The sequence below is a fragment of the Streptomyces hoynatensis genome (assembly GCF_003626535.1).
Taxonomy (GTDB): Bacteria; Actinomycetota; Actinomycetes; order Streptomycetales; family Streptomycetaceae; genus Streptomyces; species Streptomyces hoynatensis.
In genome coordinates this window covers 106,352-126,486 of the sequence record NZ_RBAL01000017.1, presented here as the reverse complement: position 1 = coordinate 126,486, position 20,135 = coordinate 106,352, and the positions used below count along the sequence as shown (strand labels likewise).

The 20,135-nt window shown below is 74.4% G+C and carries 21 protein-coding genes; 8 read left to right on the top strand and 13 right to left on the bottom strand.

Annotated elements, in window-relative coordinates; all coding sequences use genetic code 11:
* Positions 1 to 2 precede the first annotated feature (2 nt).
* Together D7294_RS24325 and D7294_RS24320 are read right to left on the bottom strand one after the other, a co-directional pair.
* A complete protein-coding gene (locus tag D7294_RS24325; RefSeq protein ID WP_120683305.1) occupies positions 3 to 656 on the bottom strand; it encodes a TetR/AcrR family transcriptional regulator in 654 nt (217 codons plus the stop codon).
* Positions 657 to 726: 70 nt separating this feature from the next.
* A complete protein-coding gene (locus D7294_RS24320) occupies positions 727 to 1,128 on the bottom strand; it encodes an NUDIX hydrolase (RefSeq protein ID WP_120683303.1) in 402 nt (133 codons plus the stop codon).
* A 47-nt stretch (positions 1,129 to 1,175) separates the two neighbouring features.
* Between D7294_RS24320 and D7294_RS24315 the strand changes: the two genes are divergently transcribed.
* Complete coding sequence (locus tag D7294_RS24315; RefSeq protein ID WP_120683301.1) at positions 1,176 to 1,877, top strand: nuclease-related domain-containing protein; 702 nt, start codon at positions 1,176 to 1,178, stop codon at positions 1,875 to 1,877.
* A 99-nt stretch (positions 1,878 to 1,976) separates the two neighbouring features.
* Here the strand turns inward: D7294_RS24315 and D7294_RS24310 are convergent, their stop codons facing one another.
* Positions 1,977 to 2,360: a VOC family protein gene (locus D7294_RS24310; protein ID WP_120683299.1), complete on the bottom strand. Its 384-nt coding sequence runs from the start codon at positions 2,358 to 2,360 to the stop codon at positions 1,977 to 1,979.
* Between the two features lie 168 nt (positions 2,361 to 2,528).
* On the opposite strand from D7294_RS24310, the gene D7294_RS24305 reads away from it, so the two are divergent.
* Positions 2,529 to 3,725: an IS110 family RNA-guided transposase gene (locus tag D7294_RS24305; RefSeq protein ID WP_120683297.1), complete on the top strand. Its 1,197-nt coding sequence runs from the start codon at positions 2,529 to 2,531 to the stop codon at positions 3,723 to 3,725.
* A gap of 8 nt (positions 3,726 to 3,733) precedes the next feature.
* On the opposite strand, the gene D7294_RS24300 is transcribed toward D7294_RS24305, so the two are convergent.
* Positions 3,734 to 4,162: a PPOX class F420-dependent oxidoreductase gene (locus D7294_RS24300; protein WP_120683295.1), complete on the bottom strand. Its 429-nt coding sequence runs from the start codon at positions 4,160 to 4,162 to the stop codon at positions 3,734 to 3,736.
* Positions 4,163 to 4,176: 14 nt separating this feature from the next.
* Positions 4,177 to 5,259, bottom strand: a complete 1,083-nt coding sequence (locus D7294_RS24295; RefSeq protein ID WP_120683293.1) for a DUF2332 domain-containing protein — start codon at positions 5,257 to 5,259, stop codon at positions 4,177 to 4,179.
* 364 nt (positions 5,260 to 5,623) lie between these two features.
* Between D7294_RS24295 and D7294_RS24290 the strand changes: the two genes are divergently transcribed.
* From D7294_RS24290 to D7294_RS24280, 3 genes are read left to right on the top strand one after another with little or no spacing between them, the layout of a single operon-like run.
* Positions 5,624 to 6,313 carry a ThuA domain-containing protein gene (locus D7294_RS24290; protein WP_120683291.1) on the top strand — a complete coding sequence of 230 codons (690 nt, stop codon included), beginning with the start codon at positions 5,624 to 5,626 and terminating at the stop codon, positions 6,311 to 6,313.
* A 43-nt stretch (positions 6,314 to 6,356) separates the two neighbouring features.
* On the top strand, positions 6,357 to 6,905 hold the full coding sequence (locus D7294_RS24285) for an O-acetyl-ADP-ribose deacetylase (protein WP_206619560.1): 549 nt from the start codon (positions 6,357 to 6,359) through the stop codon (positions 6,903 to 6,905).
* The gene (locus D7294_RS24280) at positions 6,902 to 7,849 is read left to right on the top strand and encodes an aldo/keto reductase (protein WP_120683287.1); all 948 of its coding nucleotides are present in this window, start codon (positions 6,902 to 6,904) and stop codon (positions 7,847 to 7,849) included. Before D7294_RS24285 ends, D7294_RS24280 begins: the two co-directional genes overlap by 4 nt.
* A 78-nt stretch (positions 7,850 to 7,927) precedes the next feature.
* Here D7294_RS24280 and D7294_RS24275 read toward each other — a convergent pair whose 3' ends face one another.
* The 8 genes from D7294_RS24275 to rhaI form a co-directional block, all read right to left on the bottom strand.
* Entirely contained in the window at positions 7,928 to 8,962 is a 1,035-nt protein-coding gene (locus tag D7294_RS24275; protein WP_120683285.1) for a questin oxidase family protein, read from the bottom strand.
* Between the two features lie 173 nt (positions 8,963 to 9,135).
* On the bottom strand, positions 9,136 to 9,852 hold the full coding sequence (locus D7294_RS24270; RefSeq protein WP_120683283.1) for an MBL fold metallo-hydrolase: 717 nt from the start codon (positions 9,850 to 9,852) through the stop codon (positions 9,136 to 9,138).
* 118 nt (positions 9,853 to 9,970) lie between these two features.
* Positions 9,971 to 10,618, bottom strand: coding sequence for a LutC/YkgG family protein (locus tag D7294_RS24265; RefSeq protein ID WP_120683281.1), 648 nt, complete (start codon positions 10,616 to 10,618; stop codon positions 9,971 to 9,973).
* A complete protein-coding gene (locus D7294_RS24260) occupies positions 10,615 to 12,204 on the bottom strand; it encodes a lactate utilization protein B (protein WP_120683279.1) in 1,590 nt (529 codons plus the stop codon). The genes D7294_RS24265 and D7294_RS24260 overlap by 4 nt, the downstream gene beginning before the upstream one ends.
* 58 nt (positions 12,205 to 12,262) lie before the next feature.
* A complete protein-coding gene (locus D7294_RS24255; RefSeq protein ID WP_120683277.1) occupies positions 12,263 to 13,015 on the bottom strand; it encodes a (Fe-S)-binding protein in 753 nt (250 codons plus the stop codon).
* A gap of 1 nt (position 13,016) precedes the next feature.
* Entirely contained in the window at positions 13,017 to 14,516 is a 1,500-nt protein-coding gene (locus D7294_RS24250) for a rhamnulokinase (RefSeq protein WP_277751113.1), read from the bottom strand.
* A gap of 177 nt (positions 14,517 to 14,693) precedes the next feature.
* Positions 14,694 to 16,832 carry a bifunctional aldolase/short-chain dehydrogenase gene (locus tag D7294_RS24245; RefSeq protein WP_120683275.1) on the bottom strand — a complete coding sequence of 713 codons (2,139 nt, stop codon included), beginning with the start codon at positions 16,830 to 16,832 and terminating at the stop codon, positions 14,694 to 14,696.
* A 4-nt stretch (positions 16,833 to 16,836) separates the two neighbouring features.
* On the bottom strand, positions 16,837 to 17,997 hold the full coding sequence (gene rhaI / locus D7294_RS24240) for an L-rhamnose isomerase (protein ID WP_120683273.1): 1,161 nt from the start codon (positions 17,995 to 17,997) through the stop codon (positions 16,837 to 16,839).
* Between the two features lie 260 nt (positions 17,998 to 18,257).
* Here rhaI and D7294_RS24235 point away from each other — a divergent pair, with 260 nt between their 5' ends.
* The 3 genes from D7294_RS24235 (at position 18,258) to D7294_RS24225 (ending at position 20,125) form a co-directional block, all read left to right on the top strand.
* Positions 18,258 to 18,578, top strand: a complete 321-nt coding sequence (locus D7294_RS24235; RefSeq protein WP_120683271.1) for an L-rhamnose mutarotase — start codon at positions 18,258 to 18,260, stop codon at positions 18,576 to 18,578.
* Between the two features lie 74 nt (positions 18,579 to 18,652).
* Entirely contained in the window at positions 18,653 to 19,675 is a 1,023-nt protein-coding gene (locus tag D7294_RS24230; RefSeq protein WP_120683269.1) for a LacI family DNA-binding transcriptional regulator, read from the top strand.
* Between the two features lie 27 nt (positions 19,676 to 19,702).
* Positions 19,703 to 20,125 carry a secondary thiamine-phosphate synthase enzyme YjbQ gene (locus D7294_RS24225; protein WP_120683267.1) on the top strand — a complete coding sequence of 141 codons (423 nt, stop codon included), beginning with the start codon at positions 19,703 to 19,705 and terminating at the stop codon, positions 20,123 to 20,125.
* Positions 20,126 to 20,135 lie beyond the last annotated feature (10 nt).

Sequence of the window (20,135 nt, the reverse complement as noted above, 5' to 3'; positions counted from 1 at the left end):
CCTCAGGCCCCGCGGGAGTCCGCGCCCCGCGCCGCCGGGCCGGCCGCCGCCGCGTCCAGCCGGGCGGCGATGCCGGCCGCCGCCAGGTCGTAGCCGGTGTCGTCGTCGTGCAGCACCGACTGGGTGTTCGCCATCTCGAGCAGCGCGAGCAACTCGAAGGCCAGCTGCGGCACGTGCACGTCGGGGCGCAGCTCGCCGACCCGCCTGGCCTCCTCGGCGAGGTGGGTCACGTACCCCACCCACTCGGCCCGCGCGGCCGCGACCGCGTCGTGCACCGCGCCGCGGCGGGAGCTGAACTCGGCGGCCACGGCCGCGAAGAAGCAGCCGCCGGGAAAGGTACGGCCGCGCGAGTAGTCGAGATAGCCCTCGCACAGCAGCCGGATCCGGCCCAGGCCAGGCGGCGCCGCCTCGACCGGGTCCACGATCCGCCTGACGAACACCGACCTGGCCGCCCTGATCGTCGCCAGCTGGAGCTCCTCCTTGGAGCCGAAGAGCGCGAAGACGCCGCTCTTGCTCAGTCCCAGATCGAGGGCGATTCGCCCGATCGAGAGGCCGTCGAGCCCCTCGACGGAGGCGATGTCCATCGTTCGGCCCAGCACCAGGCGGCGGGTCTGGTTCCCCCGCTCCACCCGCCCGTCGGTCCGTGTTCCCGCCACCGCGCCGCCCTTCCGCCAGCAGGCCCTCATGGTACTGAAGCCGCAGGTGGAACGCGCCCGCCCGGACGGCTCAGCGCAGCCGGCCGGCCACCGCGAGCGCGTCGAAGACCAGGTGGTCGACCGGGGCGGTGCGGTCCCGGTCGGCGAGCCGCAGCCAGGCGATCTCCTCGATCTCGCTGCTCGCCGTCAGTTCGCCGCGGTAGTCCGCCGTGTAGCAGGCCATCCGCACCAGGGTTCCCTCCGGATGCCCGTGCGCCTGCGCGGTGTACGTCCCCAGGTGCGTGACCGTCTCCGGGACCAGCGCCACCGTCAGCTCCTCGCGCACCTCGCGCAGCAGGGCCTCCAGGTCGCTCTCCCCGGCGTTCCGCTTCCCGCCCGGGATGTAGAAGACCTCCTTGCCGCGGGTGCGCGCGCCGAGAATCCTGCCCTCCGTCAGGTGTACCCACGCCACGGTGTCGATGACCGGTGCCACTGCTCTGCGCCCTCCCGAGTTCGCCCCCAGACCTGGACGATGGTGTCATGGGTGTCTGGGAGCGTGCGATGGAGATTCCGGAGGAGGACCCGCGGCACGGCCGCCGTGGCCCGCTGTGGCTGCACCCCGACGACGACCTGGCGCCCAACCGGCCCGGCGAGACCCTGCTGGGCGAGCTGGCGGCCCGGCCCGCCGGGCGCCTGCGGCGGCTCGGCGACCGGCTGCTGCTGCGCGCCGCCGAGACCGACGCGCTGCGGTCCGCCGTGGCCGCCGAGCAGACGGCCGGCACGCTGCTCGACCGGCTGTCCGGCTTCGGCTGGCGCGTGCTGCACTCGCTCCCGCTGCCGGGCGGCACCGGCCTCCCGCACCTGGCCATCGGGCCGGGCGGCGTGCTCGCCGTCCGCTCCTGCCGGCACCGCGGGGCACGGCTCAGGGCCGGCTTCGACGGCGCGGACCTGGTGTCGGTCAACGGCCGCCGCACCGAGCCCCACCTGCGGCGCTGCCGCCGGGACGCGCAAGTGGCGGCCCACGCGCTCGGCCGGGCCTGCGGCTCGCCGGTGGCGGTGACGCCGCTGCTGGTGTTCGTGGAGGCGGCCGACGTGGCGGTGGCCCCCACGCTGCGCGACGTCGAGGTGCTGCCCGAGCGGGCGCTGCCCGCCCTGGCCGAGCGCGGCGGCGTGCTGAAGCCGCAGGAGATCGACCTCCTCTACGGCCTCGCCCGCGACCGCCGCACCTGGCGCGGCCTGTGACCGGCCGGTGACCGCCAGGCCCCGGAACTGCTCCCGCGCCGCCCGCCCCTCCGCTGCCGGCGCTCCGGCCCCCGCCGCCCGCCGCGCCGGCGCCCGGCCTCAGCGCACGCTCGGCCGGACCACCGGCTCTGGCTCCGGCTCGAACACGCAGAACTCGTTGCCCTCCGGGTCCGCCAGGACGTCCCAGCCGATCTCCTGGTCCCGGCGCCGCAGCAGCCTGGCGCCCAGCGCGAGCAGCTCCTCGGTGTGCGCCCAGACGTCGAGGTGCATGCGGTTCTTGACCGTCTTCGGCTCCGGCACCGGGTTGATCCAGATCAGCGGACCGGCGCCCGTGGGGTCGTGAATCGGCACCGGCCACTCGGGACGCCGCTCCTCACCCGGCCGCGCCCGGCGCACGTAGCCCAGCACCCGGCACCACCAGTCGGCGAGCGCCTGGTGGTCGGCCGCGTCCAGCACAAGGTCCTTGAAACGAGCGTGAGCCATGCCCGGAGCCTAGCCCCCGGGGCACGGCGGGGAACGCCCTGCCGTGCCGGGCGCCGAAAGGAGGCCGGCGCGGCGCCGGGCTCAGGCCGCGAACAAGTCGCTGTGTAGAGCAATGCCGGCGAGGTCGTCCGTGGCACGAACAGCACGAACAAGCACGTCAGGAGCATGATGAGCCGGATATGGGCGGGGATCGACAGCGGCAAGGGCCACCATCACGGCCTTGTGCTGGACGCCGACGGCAAGATGCTGCTGTCGCGGCGGGTCGCCAACGACGAGCCCGAGCTGCTGAAGCTGATCGGCGATGTCCTCGACCTGGCCGACGGCCGTCAGGTCACCTGGGCCATCGACATGACCGGCGGGGAGCCGGCACTGCTGCTGGCCCTGCTGGTCAACCACGGGCAAGAGGTTCTCTACATGCCCGGACGGCTGGTGAATCGGGCCTCCGACGGCTACCGCGGCGAGGGCAAGACCGACGCCCGCGACGCCTACGTCATCGCCGACCAGGCCAGGATGCGCCGTGACCTGCGGCCCGTCCGCCCCGGCGACGAAGCCGCCGTTGAGCTGAAGCTGCGGACCGGACGCCGGGCCGACCTGGTCGAGGACCGCACCCGCGTGGTGAACCGGCTGCGCGGCACCCTGCTGAGCATGTTCCCCGCACTGGAGAGGGCTTTGGACGTGACCAACGCCGGCCCGCTCAAGCTCCTGACCGGCTACCAGATCCCGGCCGCGATCCGCCGGGCCGGCGTCGCTCGGCTGACCAAGTGGCTGGCCAACCGCAAGGTCCGCAACGCCAGAGCTCTGGCCGAAGCGGCGGTCGACGCCGCCGAGCGCCAGCACACCGCCGTCCCTGGTGAGAAGAACATCGCGAAGCTGGTACACACGCTGGCCGAGGAGGTGATGGCCCTCAACGAGCAGGTCCGCGGGATGGACAAGCTCATTGAGGGCCGGTTTCGCGAGCACGAGCTCGCCGACATCGTCCTGAGCGTCCCCGGCATCGGCACGACTCTGGGCGCCGAGTTCCTGGCCGCCGTCGGCGGCAGCCTGGACGGCTTCGACTCGCCGGACACCCTGGCGGCCTTCGCTGGCGTCGCCCCCGCACCACGTGACTCGGGCAAGGTCAGCGGCAACCTCCACCGGCCGGCCGTCTACCACCGCAGACTCCAGCGCGTCTTCTACACGTCCGCCTTGGTCAGCGTCCAATTCGACCCGAACTCGCGGAAGTTTTATGACCGTAAACGCGCTGAGGGGAAGAAACACGTCCAGGCCGTGCTCGCCCTCGCCCGCCGACGCGTCAACGTTCTGTGGGCGTTGATCCGTGACCGACGGTGCTACCAAGTTGCACCTCCAGTGACTGCGACTGCTTGACAACAGCATTAGGAAGCGAGGTCGCCCTCGGCCACGACCTGTTCCGGCCGCACCCGCACCAGCAGCTCGCCCGGCACGCCGTTGCGGCGCCCGTACTCCTCGGCCCTGTCCTCGCCCATGTACCTGGCGGCGATCCTGGTGGCCCAGTGCAGCAGCCGGCCGGGGTCCTCGTCGAGCTCCGCGCGGCCGCGGATCAGCACGAAGGAGTAGGGCGGGCGCTCGTCGTCCACGGACAGCTGCACCCGCGGGTCCCGGCGCAGGTTCCGCCCCTTGACCGAGCCACCGCCCGTGGTGAACAGCAGCTCGTCCCCGTCCAGCACGAACCAGACGGGAGCCACGTGCGGGCTGCCGTCGGCGCGCACGGTGGCGAGCTTGCAGGTGCGGGTTCCCTCGGCGAGAAAGGAGAGCCACTGGGCCTTCGTCATGGAGTACGCCATGGGCACATCCTGCGTCATTCCGCCGTACCCGGCCATCGGGCCGGCAGGCCGTGCGGGCGGGCGGTGGCCAGCAGCCGCTCCGGTCCCCTCCCCACCCGCTGCGACAGCCAGAACCCGAACGCGCCGTCCGCCTGCCGCGGCTCGAAGGCCAGGTAGGCGAAGCCGGCGTCCTCCCCGGCCGAGGCCGCGAGCCGCTCCAGCTCCCGCTCGACCTGGGCCCACTCGGCCTCGCTCACGTACTGGCGCATCACCGAGTGCCACACGACGGTCGTGGTGCCGTGCTCCAGCTCCACGGCCGACAGGAACTCGGCCGCGCCCGCGGCCTCCACGGTGGCGGGAACCTTGGCCGCTATCCGCAGCGCGCCGTCCAGGCGCTCCATCCGGGCCCGCTGGTCGGGCCACACGTAGGCGCGCAGCGCCAGCGCGCCGTCCGCCGACAGGGGATCGATGGGGCAGGGGTCGCAGCCGCGCCGTTCCACGATGCGCAGCGCCTGGTGCCGTGCCGCCCCGGCCAGCAGCCACTCGGGCAGCTCGCCCGACCAGGCGTCGGCCAGGGTGACCGGGGAGTCGACCGGACCCCACGCGAAGTCGCCCGCGGTGTAACGGAACTGCTCGGCCCGCAGGTTGAGGCCCGCGCTCGAGCCGAGCTCGAAGAGCCGCACCGGCCGCTGGGCCGCGGGCACGGTGGCGAGCAGCCCGGCCAGCAGCAGGTTGGCCCGCCCCACCTCGTTGGTCTGCGGCGGCCTGGTCAGCCACTCGCGCACCCACGCCTGCTCGGCCGCCACCGCCTCGCGGAAGGCCGGCCAGGCCGCGTCGGGGAACTCGGGAGAGAAGACGCCGCCGGTGCTCGGGTAGTGCGCGGCCAGCCGCCCGGCCCGGCCCGTCAGCGCGAGCGCGTGCACGCCGCCGAGGAAACGCAGCGGCAGCCCGTCGTGAACGGAGGAGTCCTCGTAGCCCCGGACCGCATCCCGGCAGGGCCCGCCCTCCTCGATGTCCTCGGCCACCCGTTCGAGCAGCGCCGCGTACAGCGGAGAGTCGAGCCGGGCGCAGGCCACCGCCTGCTGCCTAAACACCTGGGCAACATGTTCACGGGGCATCAGTACTCCTCAGTGGGCCATCGCTCACGATCATGGGGCCGGACGGGGGTGCAGCGGAAGACCTGCCGGTGAATATGCCCCCGGAATTGGGTTGCCGGGTAGCGCGTGCCCGCCCCGGCGGAGATCATGGCGCCGCCCTCCCGCCGATCGCCGAGGACGGCCGGAATGCGCCGTGATCCCCGTCACACGCCCCCCGTCCCCGCCTCCGCCTGCCCGCCGCGTGCCCGATACGCCCCCGCGACGGCGGGATGACGCACCGTAGGGGCGGGAGTAAGCAGGTTGCCCCGGGGGTCCGGACGTGAGAGGGGCCCGCGCGGCGACGGCGCCCGGCCCGCGTAGAAAGCGCGTTCTAGGATGGGGGGTCATGACCCACGCGCACGTCGTCGTCTACACCCGCACCACCGGATTCCGGCACGACTCCATCCCCGACGGCATCAGGGCCTTCCGGGAACTCGGCACGGAGCACGGGTTCGCCGTGACGGCGACCGAGGACCCGGCCGAGCTCACCGCGGCCCTGCCCGGCAGCCGGGCCGTCGTCTTCCTGTCCACCAGCGGCGAGGTCCTCACCCCGGAGGGGCGCGAGGCGCTGCGCGCCCACCTCGCCGCGGGCGGCGGCTTCGTCGGCGTGCACGGCGCCTCCACCACCGAGTACGACTGGCCCTGGTTCGGCGCGTGTGTGGTCGGCGCCGTCTTCGACGGACACCCCCCGATCCAGCCCGGCGTGGTCACCGTGGAGGACCACGGCCACCCGGCCACGGCCCACCTCCCCGCCCGCTGGGAGCTGACCGACGAGTGGTACAACTTCACGACCAACCCGCGCGGGCGGGTCCGGGTGCTCGCCTCGGCCGACGAGGAGTCCTACACCGGCGGGCGGATGGGCGCCGACCACCCCCTGGTGTGGTGTCACGAGCGCGCCGGCGGACGGTCGTTCTACACCGCGCTCGGGCACACCCCCGAGTCCTACGCGGACCCCGTCTTCCGCCGCCACCTCCTCGGCGGCCTGTCCTGGGCCGCCCGCCTCGACGCCCCCGCCACCGGGGCGGAGACCCCCTGACGGAGCCCGCGCGCCCCCGGCGGCGGCTGGCATCATGACGCCCATGACACTCCTCACCCGGGTGCGCGGCGACATCACGCGCCAGCACGTGGACGCGGTGGTGAACGCGGCCAACTCCTCCCTGCTCGGCGGCGGGGGAGTGGACGGCGCCATCCACCGCGTGGGCGGCCCGGAGATCCTCGCCGAGTGCCGCGCCCTGCGCGCGGGTCGCCTCCCCGGCGGCCTGCCCACCGGCCAGGCGGTCGCCACCACCGCCGGCCGCCTGCCCGCCCGCTGGGTCATCCACACCGTGGGACCGGTGTACTCCAGGGCCGAGGACCGTTCACACCTGCTGGCCTCCTGCTACCGGGAGTCGCTGCGGGTGGCCGCCGAACTCGGCGCGGAAACCGTCGCCTTCCCCGCCGTCTCCGCCGGCGTGTACGGCTGGCCGGTGGCCGACGCCGCCCGCGTCGCCGTCCGGACGGTGGCCGCCGCAGGCGGGGATGGCCCCTTCGCCGAGCTGCGCTTCGTGCTCTTCGACGACCGCGCCTTCGCCGCGTTCGACGCCGAACTCCAGGCGCTCGGGCCGCAGCCCCCGGGGGAGAACCGGTGACCTACGCCCCCGCCGCCGACCGCCACGAGTCCATGCCGTACCGGCGCGCGGGGCGCGGCGGGGTGCCGTTTCCCGCCGTGTCGCTCGGCCTGTGGCACCACTTCGGCGACGGCACCCCGCTCGCCACCCAGCGCGCCGTGCTGCGCCGCGCCTTCGACCGTGGCATCACCCACTTCGACCTTTCGAACATCGACGGCCCGCCAAGCGGCGCCGCCGAGGCCAACTTCGGCACCCTCTTCGCGCAGGACTTCCGCCGCCACCGCGAGGAGCTGTTCCTCGCCACGAAGGCCGGGTTCGGCGTGTGGCCGGGCCCCTACGGCGGCCACGGCTCCCGCAAGCACCTGCTGGCCAGCCTCGACCGGTCGCTGCGCCGGATGCGCGTGGAGTGCGTCGACGTCTTCTACTCGCACCGCCACGATCCCACGACCCCGCTGGAGGAGACCCTCGGCGCCCTGGACGCCGCCGTCCGCCAGGGCAAGGCCCGCTACGCCGGCATCTGCGGCTACCCGGCGGAACAGCACCGCAGGGCCGCGGCACTCCTCGCCGGGCTCGGCACCCCGCTGCTGCTCCACCGGTCCCCGTACAACCTCCTCAACCGCCGCCTCGAAGCCGGGGTTCTGGCCGCCGCCGAGGACACCGGCACCGGCCTGATCGCCTTCTCGCCCCTCGCCCAGGGCCTGCTGACCGGCCGCTGCCCCGCCGGCGAGGAGGCGCCAGGCACGCTCCGGGCGCTTGCCGCCCTCGCCGCCGCGCGCGGCCAGTCCCTCGACCAGCTGGCGCTGTCCTGGGTGCTGCGCGACCCCCGCGTGGCCTCCGTCCTCGTCGCGGCCTCCAGCGTCTCCCGGCTCGACCGGAGCCTGGCCGCCCTCGAAGCCGCCCCGCTCACCGCGGGTGAACTGGCCGAGATCGACCGCCTCAGCCCGCCCCCGGCGGCGGGCGGCTGACGCCCGGGCGCCCTCCCCGGAGGGGACCCGGGCCCGCGGACCCGCCGCGGAGGGGCAGGGCGGAGGGGCGCCGGCGCCTCAGTCCGGCTCGATCAGCTCGACGGCCCGGGCCGCGGCGCTCAGCCCCGGGCCCTCCGGGTCGGCCGCCACCACGTCGAGGGCGGTGTCCGCCAGCTTGATGGCGTGTTCGTCCCCGTGGGCGGCGGCCCGCGCGAACATCTCCTCCGGCCCTGCGCCGCCGGTGTCCGCCGGCGCCAGCGGCCCCTGCGCCGGCGCGTAGGAGGCCACCACTCCGGCGCTCGCCGTCCAGGCGGCGCCGAGGCTCGCGCTCCACAGCTCGCGCGGCAGCGCGGGCAGCGTCCGCAGTACGGCGTTCGGCGCGGTGGCCGCGTGCACCAGCATCACCGGGTTCCCGTGGGCGTGGGTGGCGTAGTAGCCGACGGCGGCCCGCACCAGCGAGGCCAGCCGCTCCCGCACGGCCTCCGGCTCGTCCGGCACGGTGTCCGCCCAGGCCGGGAGCCGGGAGATCTGGGCCAGCCGGTAATTGATCCCCTGTGACCTGTCGTCCACCGGCTGCACCGCCCGCAGCGCCTCCCCGGCCGAGGCCGGCGCCGGCAGCGCCGCGACCGAGGCGGGCAGCTCCTGGTGCCTGGCCGCCCAGTAGCCCAGGCCGTGCGCCAGCTCCGCCAGCCGCGGACCGCTCTCGCCCTCGGCGAGCAGCACCCGCACGGCGTGCCCGACCCGGATCACCGGGTGGGTGGCGCCGGCCGTGATCCCCGGCAGCATCCGCGGCCACCACTCGGCGAGCACCTCGCGCCACGGCCTCTCCCGCAGCAACTCGCCGAAGTAGGTGGCCCAGTCGGCCAGGTACCGCGGGTCGCCCAGCGCCTCGCGCCAGTTCTCCGCGGTGATCCGCCCGTAGGAGCCGGGCCGCTCCTCGAGCCGCTCCCGGTAGACGTCGATCCAGCGGTGCACCCGGTCACCCTCGCCGTGCCTGACGAGCGCCTCCACCGCCATCGGGCCGTGGTTGCTCAGCCAGCCCTGGAACTCGGGGCCGGTCTCGTGCAGCCGCAGCAGTCCCTCGTCCAGCGTCTCCGACTCGTTCGTGTTCATGCCACCGACCCTAGGCCGCGGCCGTGCCCCGGATAACGGGCCACGGGCCGAGTGGCGGACGGCGATCGGCCTAGGCCGGGAGACCTATCGCCTCGGGCCCCGGCCGGACGCATCCCGCGGCCCGCCGCCGAGGACGGCCGTGCCCCGTGCCCCGTCCTCGCGGCCCGCCGCGTTCACTCCGGGAGCCCGGCCGCGGCGGCCGCGCGCAGCGCCGCCCCCGCGGCGCCCACGACCGGATCGCCGTGCCCGAAGCAGGCGGTGTCCACGTCCAGTTCCGCCAGCCGCCCGAAGGAGGCGAACGCGCGCCTGCGGTCGCGGTGGAACACGCCGAACATCGGCGTCCCGACGGGGTTCGCCGCCGTGTCCCCGGTGAACAGCACCCGGTGCGCGGGCAGGTGCACGCCGATGCTGCCCGCGGTGTGCCCCGGCGTGGCCACGACGCGCGCGCCCCCGGCGAAGTCGAGCAGGTCGCCGTCCTCGAGCTCCCGGTCCACCCGGCAGGGCGGCCCGGCGAACATCCGGGGGGTCTTCGCGAACAGCTCCCGCTCCCAGCCGGGCGCGTCGCTCAGGTCCGGCTCGGGCGGGGGAACCGCGTGGCGGATCACCGGGGCGTCCAGCCGATGGGCCGACACGGTCACCTCGCCCCAGGCGGCGATCTCCGCGGCCGAACCGGTGTGGTCCCCGTGGTGATGCGTGAGGACCAGGTGGCGCACCTCCTCGGGGCGGCGCCCCAGCGACGCGATGCCCTTGGCCAGGGCCGGGCCCGAGCCCGGCGGCCCGGCGTCGATCAGGGCCAGGGCGTCACGTTCGCACCACAGATACGCCTCGCCGAGCGGAAAGGTGAACCGGTGCAGCCCGGGCAGCACCTCGGAGATCGTCCACGCGTCCATGCCGTCAATCTAGGCGGCGGTCCCCGCCGCCAGGACGGCTCTTTGCCCAGGGCAGAGGGGCCCCCGGGCCGGGAACCGCTCCCCGGCCCGCCGCCCGGGCCCAGGCCGGGGACGGGCCTCAGCCGAGGACGAGCGCGACCTCCAGGGTCCGCGGCCCGTGCACCCCCTCCACCCGGTCCAGCTCGATGTCGCTGGTGGCCGAGGGGCCCGAGATCCACGTCAGCGGGCGCGTCGGCGTCAGCCGCCGCAGGGCCTGCGGGATCGAGTCCACCACCTGCTCGGGACACCGCACGACGCACACGTGGTGATCGGGGATCAGGCTGATCCGGCGCCGCCCCTGATCGGGGCCGCCGTCGAGCACGAGGGTGCCGGTCTCGGCGATGGCCACCGCGCAGCCGGTGACCACGCTGTCCACGGCGTCCAGCTCGTGCGGCGTGTCCGCCGCGGAGTCCGGCACCTGCCGCACCCCTTCGGCCTCGGCCAGCCACTCGGGCGGCAGCCCCGCAGGGACCACCACGGAACGTGCCCCGCGCGCGGCGAGCAGCCGGGCGATCAGGGCGGGCAGGCCGGCCGCGTCCGTGCGGTGCACCACGGCCCGGTAGTCCGCCAGGTGCGCGGCCAGCGTCTCCAGCGTCCGCTCCCGGTCGCCGGGGGAGTGGGTGGCCAGGTAGTCCCGCGGCACCGGCACCTCGTCAGGCGACTCCTCGCGCGGCACATCCGCCAGGGCCCGGCGCACCCGGCCCAGCACCGTCTCCCGGCCGCTCACCGTCCGTCCTCCTTCCGCGCGCCGCCCGCCGGCGGCCCCTCGTTCCCCCCGGCGCCCCCGCCGGATGCCCCGGGCCGCCGGGGCCCGCCCGGCCCCGCCGCGCCGGGCGGGGCCGGGGAACGGCCCTGCCCGTACGTGCGGCGCCACCAGTCGCGGAACGGCTCGGCCGGCACCGCCGGCACGTCGCGCGTCTCGGTCCAGGCCCGGCCGGGACCCGGCAGCCGCCGCGGGTGGAACCGCCGCGTGCGCCCCGCGAGCCGCTGCCCCACCCGCAGCACCCCCGGGTGGTCGAGCGCCCAGCGCGCCGCCCGCATCGCGGCCCGCTCCGCGGCGTGCCCCTTGGCCGGCTTGATGGTGGTGACCTCGCCGCGGACCGTGGTCTCGCCGCCCTCGACCACCCGCTCCCGCAGGTGCACGAGCACCTCGGGGATGTCGATGGCCACCGGGCACACCTCGTAGCAGGCGCCGCACAGCGAGGAGGCGTAGGGAAGCGAGGCGTCCAGCTCCGTGGTCACCCCGCGCAGCTGCGGGGTGAGGATGGCGCCGATGGGCCCCGGGTAGGCCGAGCCGTAGGCGTGCCCGCCGGCCCGCTCGTACACCGGGCAGACGTTCAGGCAGGCCGAGCAGCGGATGCAGCGCAGCGCCTGACGGCCCACCGTGTCGGCCAGCGCGTCGGTGCGCCCGTTGTCGAGCAGCACCAGGTGGAAGGTGCGCGGGCCGTCCTCGTCGGTGGTGCCGGTCCACATCGAGGTGTACGGGTTCATCCGCTCCGCGGTGGAGGAACGCGGCAGCAGCTGCAGGAAGATCTCCAGGTCCTCCCAGGTGGGCACGATCTTCTCGATGCCCACCACCGAGATCAGCGTCTCCGGCAGCGTCAGGCACATCCGGCCGTTGCCCTCGGACTCGACGACGACCAGCGTGCCCGTCTCGGCCACCATGAAGTTGGCCCCCGAGATCCCGACCTTCGCGCTGAGGAACTTCTCCCGCAGGTGCAGCCGCGCCGCCTCCGCCAGGTCGGCCGGCTCGTCGCTGAGCCCCTCGGGCGCCGGGCGGCCCCAGTCGGCCATCCGCTCGCGGAAGATGTCCCGGATCTCGCCGCGGTTGCGGTGGATGGCCGGCACCAGGATGTGCGAGGGCAGGTCGTCGCCGAGCTGCACGATCAGCTCGGCCAGGTCCGTCTCGTTGGCCCTGATGCCGGCGGCGGCCAGGGCGGCGTTGAGGCCGATCTCCTGCGTCGCCATCGACTTGACCTTCACCACCTCCCGCTCGCCGGTCTCCCGGACCAGGCGGGTGACGATGCGGTTGGCCTCCCGGGCGTCCGCCGCCCAGTGCACCTGGCCCCCGGCGGCCGTCACCGCGGCCTCCAGCTGCTCCAGGTAGTGGTCGAGGTGACGCAGCGTCCGGTTCTTGACGGCGGCCCCCGCCGCCCGCAGCTGCGGCCAGTCCGGCAGCTCGGCCACCGCCCGCGCCCGCTTGTCGCGGATGGTGTGCGTCGCATGGGTCAGATTCGACCGCAGCCGCGCGTCCCCGGTGGAGGACGCGGCGGCCTGCGGAAAGGGGGGCATCCCCACGAACGTGCCGCTCACCTGGCCTCCTCGGCCGTCCGGCCCGCGAACGGCGGGCGTGCCACCGCCTCGGCGTCCCTCACCACGGTTCCTCCTCCGTGCTCGCCAGGATCTCCGCCAGGTGCACCGGCCGGACCTGCGAGCCCAGCCGGGAGAGCGTGCCGCCGATGTGCATCTGGCAGGAGTTGTCCACCGTGCAGACGGCCGCAGCCCCGGTCTCGGCGATGTGCCTGGCCTTGTCCGCGCCCATCGCCGCCGACACGGCCGGGTTCTTCACCGAGAAGGTCCCGCCGAAGCCGCAGCACTCCTCGGCCCCCGGCAGCTCGACCAGCTCCAGCCCCCGCACCTCGCGCAGCAGCCGCAGCGGCCGCTCGCCCAGGCGGAGCATCCGCAGGCCGTGGCAGGTCGGATGGTACGTCACGGTGTGCGGGTAGTACGCGCCGACGTCCGTCACGCCGAGCACGTCCACGAGGAACTCGGTCAGCTCGTACGTCCTCGGCACCACCGAGCCGGCCAGCCGCGTCAGCTCCTCGCCGCGCCCCTCGGCCGCCGCCTTGGCGCCGATGCGCGGGTAGTTGTCCCTGACCATCGCCGCGCAGGAGCCCGAGGGCACCACGATGTGGTCGTAGCCCTCGAAGGCCCGCGCGAACCTGCGGACCAGCGGCTCCGTCTCGTGCCGGTAGCCGGTGTTGAACTGGGGCTGCCCGCAACAGGACTGCACGGCAGGGAAGTCCACGTCCACGCCCAGCCGCTCCAGCAGCCGGACCACCGCCTGCCCGGTGCGTGGATAGAGGGTGTCGTTGACACAGGTGACGAACAGTGCGACGCGCATCTCAGTCCTTCCCGCCGCGGTCGATCCGGGCCGCCGCCCGCTCCCAGGCCGTGTGGTCCCCGGCCGGCTCGTGGCGCCGCAGCGGAAGGCAGGCCCGCAGCAGGGCCCGCAGCTCCGCGAGCCCGCCGTGCACCGCGCCCGCCGCCCTCGCCTGCACCAGGACGTTGCCCAGGGCCGCGGCCTCCGCCGGGCCTGCCACCACCGGCAGCCCGCAGGCGTCCGCGGTCAGCTGGCACAGCAGCTCGTTGCGCGCTCCGCCGCCCACGATGTGCACCGTGTCCACCTCCCGGCCCGACAGCCGCTGCGCCGCCACCACCGCGGCGCGGTGCGCCAGGGCCAGCGAGTCCAGCACGCAGCGCACCGTCTCCGCCGGGTCGCGCGGCACCGGCTGCCCGGTCGCGCGGCAGGCCCGCGCGATCCGCTCGGGCATCCCTCCCGGCGCGATGAACGCCGGGTCCCCCGCGTCCACCACGGAGCGCAGCGGCTCGGCGCGTGCGGCGTCGGCGAGCAGCGGCGTCAGGTCCCGCGGACCGTCCGCCGCCGACCATTCGCGCACACACTCCTGGAGCAGCCAAAGCCCCATGATGTTACGCAGGTAGCGCACGGTGCCGTCCACCCCGAGTTCGTTGGTGAAGTTGGCGCGCCTGCTCTCCTCGCCCAGCACGGGGGCGTCCAGCTCCATCCCGGCCAGCGACCAGGTCCCCGTGGCGATGTAGGCGAAACGCTCCCCGGCCGCGGGTATCCCCGCCACGGCGGAGGCCGTGTCGTGGGAGCCCACCGCGGTCACCGGCACCGGCCCGGCCAGGCCGGCCTCGGCCAGCACCTCGGGCAGCAGCGCCCCCGCCGGATCGCCCGGGTGGCGCAGGGGAGGGAACAGGCCCAGGTCGATCCCGAGCCGCCCGGCCACCACCGGGGACCAGTCGCGGGTGCGCGGGTCGATCAGCTGCGTGGTGGAGGCGTTGGTGAGTTCGGTCCCCTCCTCGCCCGTCAGCCAGTACGCGATCAGGTCGGGGATCAGCAGCAGGCGGCGCGCCGCGGCCAGCTGCGCGCTGCCCCGGGCGGCGACCAGCTGGTAGACGGTGTTGAACGGCAGGTGCTGCAGCCCGGTGGCCTCGTACAGCTCGGCCGGGGACAGCACCTCGGCCACCCGCAGGTCCGCGCCGCGGGTGCGCTCGTCCCGGTAGTGCACCGGATTGCCCAGCAGGGCGCCCGAGGCGTCGAGCAGCCCGTAGTCCACCGCCCAGGAGTCGATCCCGACGCCGGCGAGCCCGCCCGCGGCGCGCCCCGCCTCCCGCAGCCCGTCGAGGACCCCGCGGTGGAGGGCGAGGATGTCCCAGTGCAGTGTCCCGTTCACCCGCACCGGCCGGTTCGGGAAGCGGTGCGCCTCACGCAGCGCGACCGTGCCGTCCCCCACGGAGCCGAGCATCACCCGCCCGTTGGAGGCGCCGAGGTCCACCGCGGCGAACGTAAGGGCGGCGCTGCCTGAAGCGGACGGGGACACGGCTCACCTCTGCGTGGTCGGAAACGGCGAACGGGAAACGGCAAAAACGGGGAAAATGGGGAAAGCGGAAAAGGGGGAAAAGGCGAAAAGGCGGCGGGACGGAGGGCGGACGGCGGCGGCCGGGGGAGGGGCGCCCGCCGCCGGCGGCCCGCCGCGTGCCCTCCCCCGGCCGGCCGCTCAGCGCAGGAACGCGGCGGCCACGCCCGCGTCGACGGGAATGTGCAGCCCCGTCGTGTGGCTGAGGTCGCCGCCCGTCAGCGCGAACACGGCGTTCGCCACGTGCTCGGGGAGCACCTCCCGCTTCAGCAGCGTGCGCTGCGCGTAGTACTCGCCGAGCTTCTCCTCCGGCACCCCGTAGACCGCGGCCCGCTTGGCGCCCCAGCCGCCGGAGAAGATGCCGGAACCCCGCACCACCCCGTCGGGGTTGATGCCGTTGACCCGGATGCCGTGCTCGCCGAGCTCCGCCGCGAGCAGCCGCACCTGGTGGGCCTGGTCCGCCTTCGTGGCCCCGTAGGCGATGTTGTTGGGGCCGGCGAAGACGCCGTTCTTCGAGGAGATGTAGACGATGTCGCCGCCCAGGCCCTGCTCGGTCATCACCCGGGCCGCCTCCCGGGAGACCAGGAACGAGCCGCGCGCCATGATGGCGTGCTGCAGGTCCCAGTCCCGCGCCGTGGTCTCCAGCAGCGGCTTGGAGATGGAGATGCCCGCGTTGTTGACCACCAGGTCGACCCCGCCGAACGCCAGCAGCGCCTCCCGGAAGGCCGCCGCGATCTGCTCCTCCGAGGTGACGTCCACCGCCACCGGCACCGCCCGGTCCGGGCCGCCCAGCTCCTCGGCCACCTGCCCGGCCGCCTCGGCGTTGACGTCCGCCACCACCACGCAGGCGCCCTCGGCGGCCAGCCGGTGCGCCACCGCCCGGCCGATCCCCGAGCCGGCGCCGGTCACCAGCGCGATCCGGGTCGCCAGCGGCTTGGGCGGAGGCATCCGCCGCAGCTTCGCCTCCTCCAGCTCCCAGTACTCGATGCGGAACTTCTCCGACTCCTCGATGGGGGAGTAGGAGGAGACGGCCTCGGCGCCCCGCATCACGTTGATCGCGTTGACGTAGAACTCGCCCGCCACGCGCGCCGTCTGCTTGTCCTTGCCGAAGGAGAACATGCCCACGCCCGGCACCAGCACGATCGCCGGGTCCGCGCCGCGCATGGGCGGCGAGTCGGGGGCGGCGTGCCGCGCGTAGTAGGCCGCGTACTCCGCGCGGTACTCCGCGTGCAGCTCCTTCAGCCGCGCCACGGCCTCCTCAAGCGGCGCCGCCGGCGGCAGGTCGAGCACCAGCGGGCGGACCTTGGTGCGCAGGAAGTGGTCGGGGCACGAGGTGCCGAGCGCCGCGAGCCGCGGGTGCCCGGCGCGGGAGAGGAAGTCCAGCACCACCTCGGCGTCGTTGAAGTGGCCCACCTGCGGCCGGTCGGCCGAGGCAAGCGCCCGGATCGCCGGGGCCAGCGCCGCGGCCCTGGCCCGCCGCTCCTCCTCGGGCAGCGGCTCGAAGCCCTCCCGCACCGGCCCGAACGGCTCCGGCCTGCCCCGCTCGGCCAGGAAGGCCTCCGCCGTGCGGATGATGTCGAGTGAGTTCCGCTCGCACTCCTCGCTCGTGGCGCCCCAGGCGGTGATGCCGTGGCCGCCGAGCACGCAGCCGATCGCGTCCGGGTTGGCCCGCTGGACCGCCGCGATGTCCAGGCCGAGCTGGAAGCCGGGCCGCCGCCAGGGCACCCACACCACGCGGTTGCCGAAGCACTCCTTGGTCAGCGCCTCGCCGTCGGCCGCGCAGGCGAGCGCGATGCCGGAGTCCGGGTGCAGGTGGTCGACGTGGGCGGCGTTCACCAGGCCGTGCATCGCGGTGTCGATGGAGGGGGCAGCCCCGCCCTTGCCGTGCAGGCAGTAGTCGAACGCGGCGACCATCTCGTCCTCGCGCTCGACCCCGGGGTAGGTCTCGCGCAGCGCGCGCAGCCGGTCGAGGCGCAGCGCGGCCAGGCCCTCGGGCCGCAGCGTGCCCAGGTCGCCACCCGAGCCCTTGACCCACACCAGCTCCACCTCCTCGCCGGTCACCGGGTCGGGGGCGGTGCCCTTGGCCGAGGTGTTGCCACCCGCGTAGTTCGTGTTGCGCGGGTCGGCGCCCAGCCGGTGGGAGCGCGCGAGGAGTTCCGCGACCACCGGGTGCAACTCCGCGCCCGCGGCCTCGTTCGCCTCGTGCGTCTTGTGTGCCGTGTTCGCCGTGTTCGCCGTGTTCGCCGTGTTCGCCGTGTTCGCCTTGTCGTCGTTCGTCATCGCCTCAGGCCCCCCAGCCCGCCTGCCGGCCGCCGACCCGCTCGGCGACGATGCGTTCCGCCCAGCCCGAGCGGCCGTAGGCCGCGACCGGGTCGGGGTCGAGTCCCTGCTCCTGGCGCACCTCGGCGAGCAGCGGGCGGACGTCCGTGTTGTAGGCGTCCATCAGCACGGCGTTGGCGCCGAGCACGTCCCCGGCGGCCTGCGCCGCGGCCAGCGCCTCCCGGTCCACGAGCAGCGCCTTGGCCGTGGCCTCCTGGACGTTCATCACCGACCTGATGATGGCCGGGATCTTCGGCTCGATGTTGTGGCACTGATCGAGCATGAAGGCCACGTCCGGCGTGAGCCCGCCGCCGCGCACCACCTCGTACATGATGCGGAACAGCTGGAACGGGTCGGCCGCCCCGACCATCAGGTCGTCGTCGGCGTAGAAGCGGGAGTTGAAGTCGAAGCCGCCGAGCTTCCCCTCCCGCAGCAGCAGCGCGACGATGAACTCGATGTTGGTGCCGGGGGCGTGGTGCCCGGTGTCGACGACGACCTGCGCCTTGGGGCCGAGCTTCAGGCAGTGGGCGTAGGCCGTTCCCCAGTCGGGCACGTCCGTGGTGTAGAAGGCGGGCTCGAAGAACTTGTACTCGAGCAGCATCCGCTGGTCGTCGCCCAGCCGCTCGTAGACCGCGGACAGGGCCTCGGCCAGCCGGTCCTGGCGGGCGCGGATGTCGTCCTGGCCGGGGTAGTTGGTGCCGTCGGAGAACCACAGCTTCAGGTCGCGGGAGCCGGTGGCGTCCATGATGTCGACGCACTCAAGCAGGTGGCCCAGGGCCTTGCGCCGCACCGCCGCGTCCGGGTGGCACACGCTGCCCAGCTTGTAGTCGTCGTCCTGGAAGACATTGGAGTTGATGGCGCCGAGCCGCAGCCCGCGCTCCTCGGCGTAGGCGGCGAGCGCCGCGTAGTCGTCGACCTTGTCCCACGGGATGTGCAGGGCGACGGTGGGCGCCACGCCGGTGAACCGGTGGACCTGGGCGGCGTCGTCGAGCTTCTCCTGGGGGCTGCGCGGAACCCCCTGCTGGGCGAACACCTTGAAGCGGGTGCCGGAGTTTCCGTAGGCCCACGAAGGGGTCTCGATTGCCTGCGAGGTCAAGGCCGCCTTGACGGCGGATGGGGCGGTCATGCGATCACGGCTCCCGGGGGTGCGCAACGTACGTTATGAATCGTTTCACCACTGCGAAGCTAAAAGCCACGCGGGGTGCTGTCAAGGTGAGCGCAGGCGAGAACCCGCAGGAAGGATGCCGGAATCCGGCGCGCACCCCCCGCCTCGCGCCCCGCCCGCGCCGCCCCGCGCCCACGGCGCGCGGGACAACGCGGATCTTGACGCTGAACCCGGCCCGTGGCTAGCTTGCCCACCGGTCGTGAAACCTTTCAGGAGGCGTCGTGCAGCGGGTGTGTTTTCTGCTCAAGGTCCGCCAGGACCGGCTCGAGGAGTACCGCCGGCGCCACGAGTCGGTCTGGCCGGAGATGCAGGAGGCCCTCTCCGCCACGGGCTGGCACAATTACTCCCTCTTCCTGCGGGAGGACGGCCTGCTGGTGGGCTACCTGGAGACGGAGGACTTCGCCGCCGCCCAGGAGGCCATGGCGGCCACCGAGGTCAACGCCCGCTGGCAGGCGGAGATGGCGGACTTCTTCGAGTCCCTCGACGGCGCCAGGCCCGACGAGGCGATGAAGCCGCTCACCGAGGTCTTCCACCTGGCGTGAGGGCGCCCTTCCGGCCGGTGACTACCATGTCCCGGCGGCGTACAGGAGCGTAACGAGACGGAACGGGGCACGCCATGGCGCACACGGTGGGGATCAAAGAGGTGGCCCGGCACGCCGGGGTGTCCGTGGGCACGGTCTCCAACGTGATCAACCGCCCGCAGATGGTGGCCGAGGAGACCAGGGAACGCGTGCAGGCCGCCATCGTCGCCCTCGGCTACGTCCGCAGCGAGTCGGCCAGGCAGCTGCGCGCCGGGCAGAGCCGCATCATCGCCCTGCTGGTGCTCGACATGGCCAACCCCTTCTTCGTCGACGTCGCCACCGGCGCGGAGCGGGTGGCCAGGGCCGCCAAACTGGGCGTCATGCTCTGCAACAGCGCGCAGAGCACCTCGGAGGAGGCCGACTACCTGTCGCTCTTCGCCGAGCAGCGGGTGCGCGGCGTCCTGGTCACCCCGGCCGACATGTCCGGCCACAACCTCGCCGACTTCCGCCGCCACGGCATCCCCTTCGTCCTCGTCGACCGGGTGCTGCCCAGCGCGGAGGGCTGCTCGGTCTCGGTGGACGACGTCCTCGGCGGCACCCTCGCCGTCCGCCACCTGCTGCGCCAGGGACACTCCACGGTGGCCTACGTCAGCGGGCCGATGTCCCTCGCCCAGTGCCAGGACCGCAAGCAGGGCGCGGTGGCCGCCCTCGCGGAGGCGGGACTGCCCGAGTCGACGCTGCGTCACCTGGAGGCGGAACGCCTCGACGTCACGGCGGGCCGGGAGGCCGGGGCCAGGCTTCTGGCCATGACCCCGCGGCCCACCGCCGTCTTCTGCGCCAACGACCTGCTGGCCCTGGGCGTCCTGCAGGCCCTGTTCGCCGCCGACGTCCGGGTGCCCGACGAGGTCGCGCTCGTCGGCTACGACGACATCGAGTTCGCCGCGGCCGCCGCCGTACCCCTCACCTCGGTGCGCCAGCCCGCGGTCAGGATGGGCAGGCAGGCCGCCGAGCTGCTGCTGGAAGAGACGAGCGAGCAGGCCGGCGCGCACCAGCACCAGCGGATCGTCCTCGACCCGGAGCTCATCGTCCGCGAGTCGAGCCTGGCCGCCAGGCGCTGAGCGCGGCGCACTCGTAGCGTGGGAGCCATGAGCGACGCCTTTCACACCACGGTCCTCCACCTGACCACCGGCGGGCGGGAGTCCGTCACCGACCTCACCCGGCAGTGCGAGTCCTTCCTGGCGGAGGCGGCCGCCGGAGCCGACGGCCTGCTCAACGTCTTCGTGCCGCACGCCACGGCGGGCATCGCGATCCTGGAAACCGGTTCCGGCAGCGACGAGGACCTCCTCGCGATCCTGCGGGACCTCCTGCCCCCCGACGCCGGCTGGCGCCACCGCCACGGCCACCCGGGCCACGGCCGCGACCACGTTCTCCCCTCCCTGCTCGCCCCCCACGCGACCCTCCCGGTCGTCGGCGGCCGCCTGCAACTCGGCACCTGGCAGTCGATCTGCCTCGTCGACACCAACGTCGACAACTCCTCCCGCCAGGTCCGCCTGAGCTTCCTGGGCTGAGCCGCCCGCC

Bases quoted from the DNA above. Each gene is read 5' to 3' on its own strand.
- D7294_RS24315 (WP_120683301.1), top strand. From the start codon at position 1,176: ATGGGTGTCTGGGAGCGTGCGATGGAGATTCCGGAGGAGGACCCGCGG.
- D7294_RS24310 (WP_120683299.1), bottom strand. From the start codon at position 2,360: ATGGCTCACGCTCGTTTCAAGGACCTTGTGCTGGACGCGGCCGACCAC.
- D7294_RS24305 (WP_120683297.1), top strand. From the start codon at position 2,529: ATGAGCCGGATATGGGCGGGGATCGACAGCGGCAAGGGCCACCATCAC.
- D7294_RS24300 (WP_120683295.1), bottom strand. From the start codon at position 4,162: ATGGCGTACTCCATGACGAAGGCCCAGTGGCTCTCCTTTCTCGCCGAG.
- D7294_RS24295 (WP_120683293.1), bottom strand. From the start codon at position 5,259: ATGCCCCGTGAACATGTTGCCCAGGTGTTTAGGCAGCAGGCGGTGGCC.
- D7294_RS24290 (WP_120683291.1), top strand. From the start codon at position 5,624: ATGACCCACGCGCACGTCGTCGTCTACACCCGCACCACCGGATTCCGG.
- D7294_RS24285 (WP_206619560.1), top strand. From the start codon at position 6,357: ATGACACTCCTCACCCGGGTGCGCGGCGACATCACGCGCCAGCACGTG.
- D7294_RS24275 (WP_120683285.1), bottom strand. From the start codon at position 8,962: ATGAACACGAACGAGTCGGAGACGCTGGACGAGGGACTGCTGCGGCTG.
- D7294_RS24270 (WP_120683283.1), bottom strand. From the start codon at position 9,852: ATGGACGCGTGGACGATCTCCGAGGTGCTGCCCGGGCTGCACCGGTTC.
- D7294_RS24255 (WP_120683277.1), bottom strand. From the start codon at position 13,015: ATGCGCGTCGCACTGTTCGTCACCTGTGTCAACGACACCCTCTATCCA.
- D7294_RS24245 (WP_120683275.1), bottom strand. From the start codon at position 16,832: ATGACGAACGACGACAAGGCGAACACGGCGAACACGGCGAACACGGCG.
- rhaI (WP_120683273.1), bottom strand. From the start codon at position 17,997: ATGACCGCCCCATCCGCCGTCAAGGCGGCCTTGACCTCGCAGGCAATC.
- D7294_RS24230 (WP_120683269.1), top strand. From the start codon at position 18,653: ATGGCGCACACGGTGGGGATCAAAGAGGTGGCCCGGCACGCCGGGGTG.
- D7294_RS24225 (WP_120683267.1), top strand. From the start codon at position 19,703: ATGAGCGACGCCTTTCACACCACGGTCCTCCACCTGACCACCGGCGGG.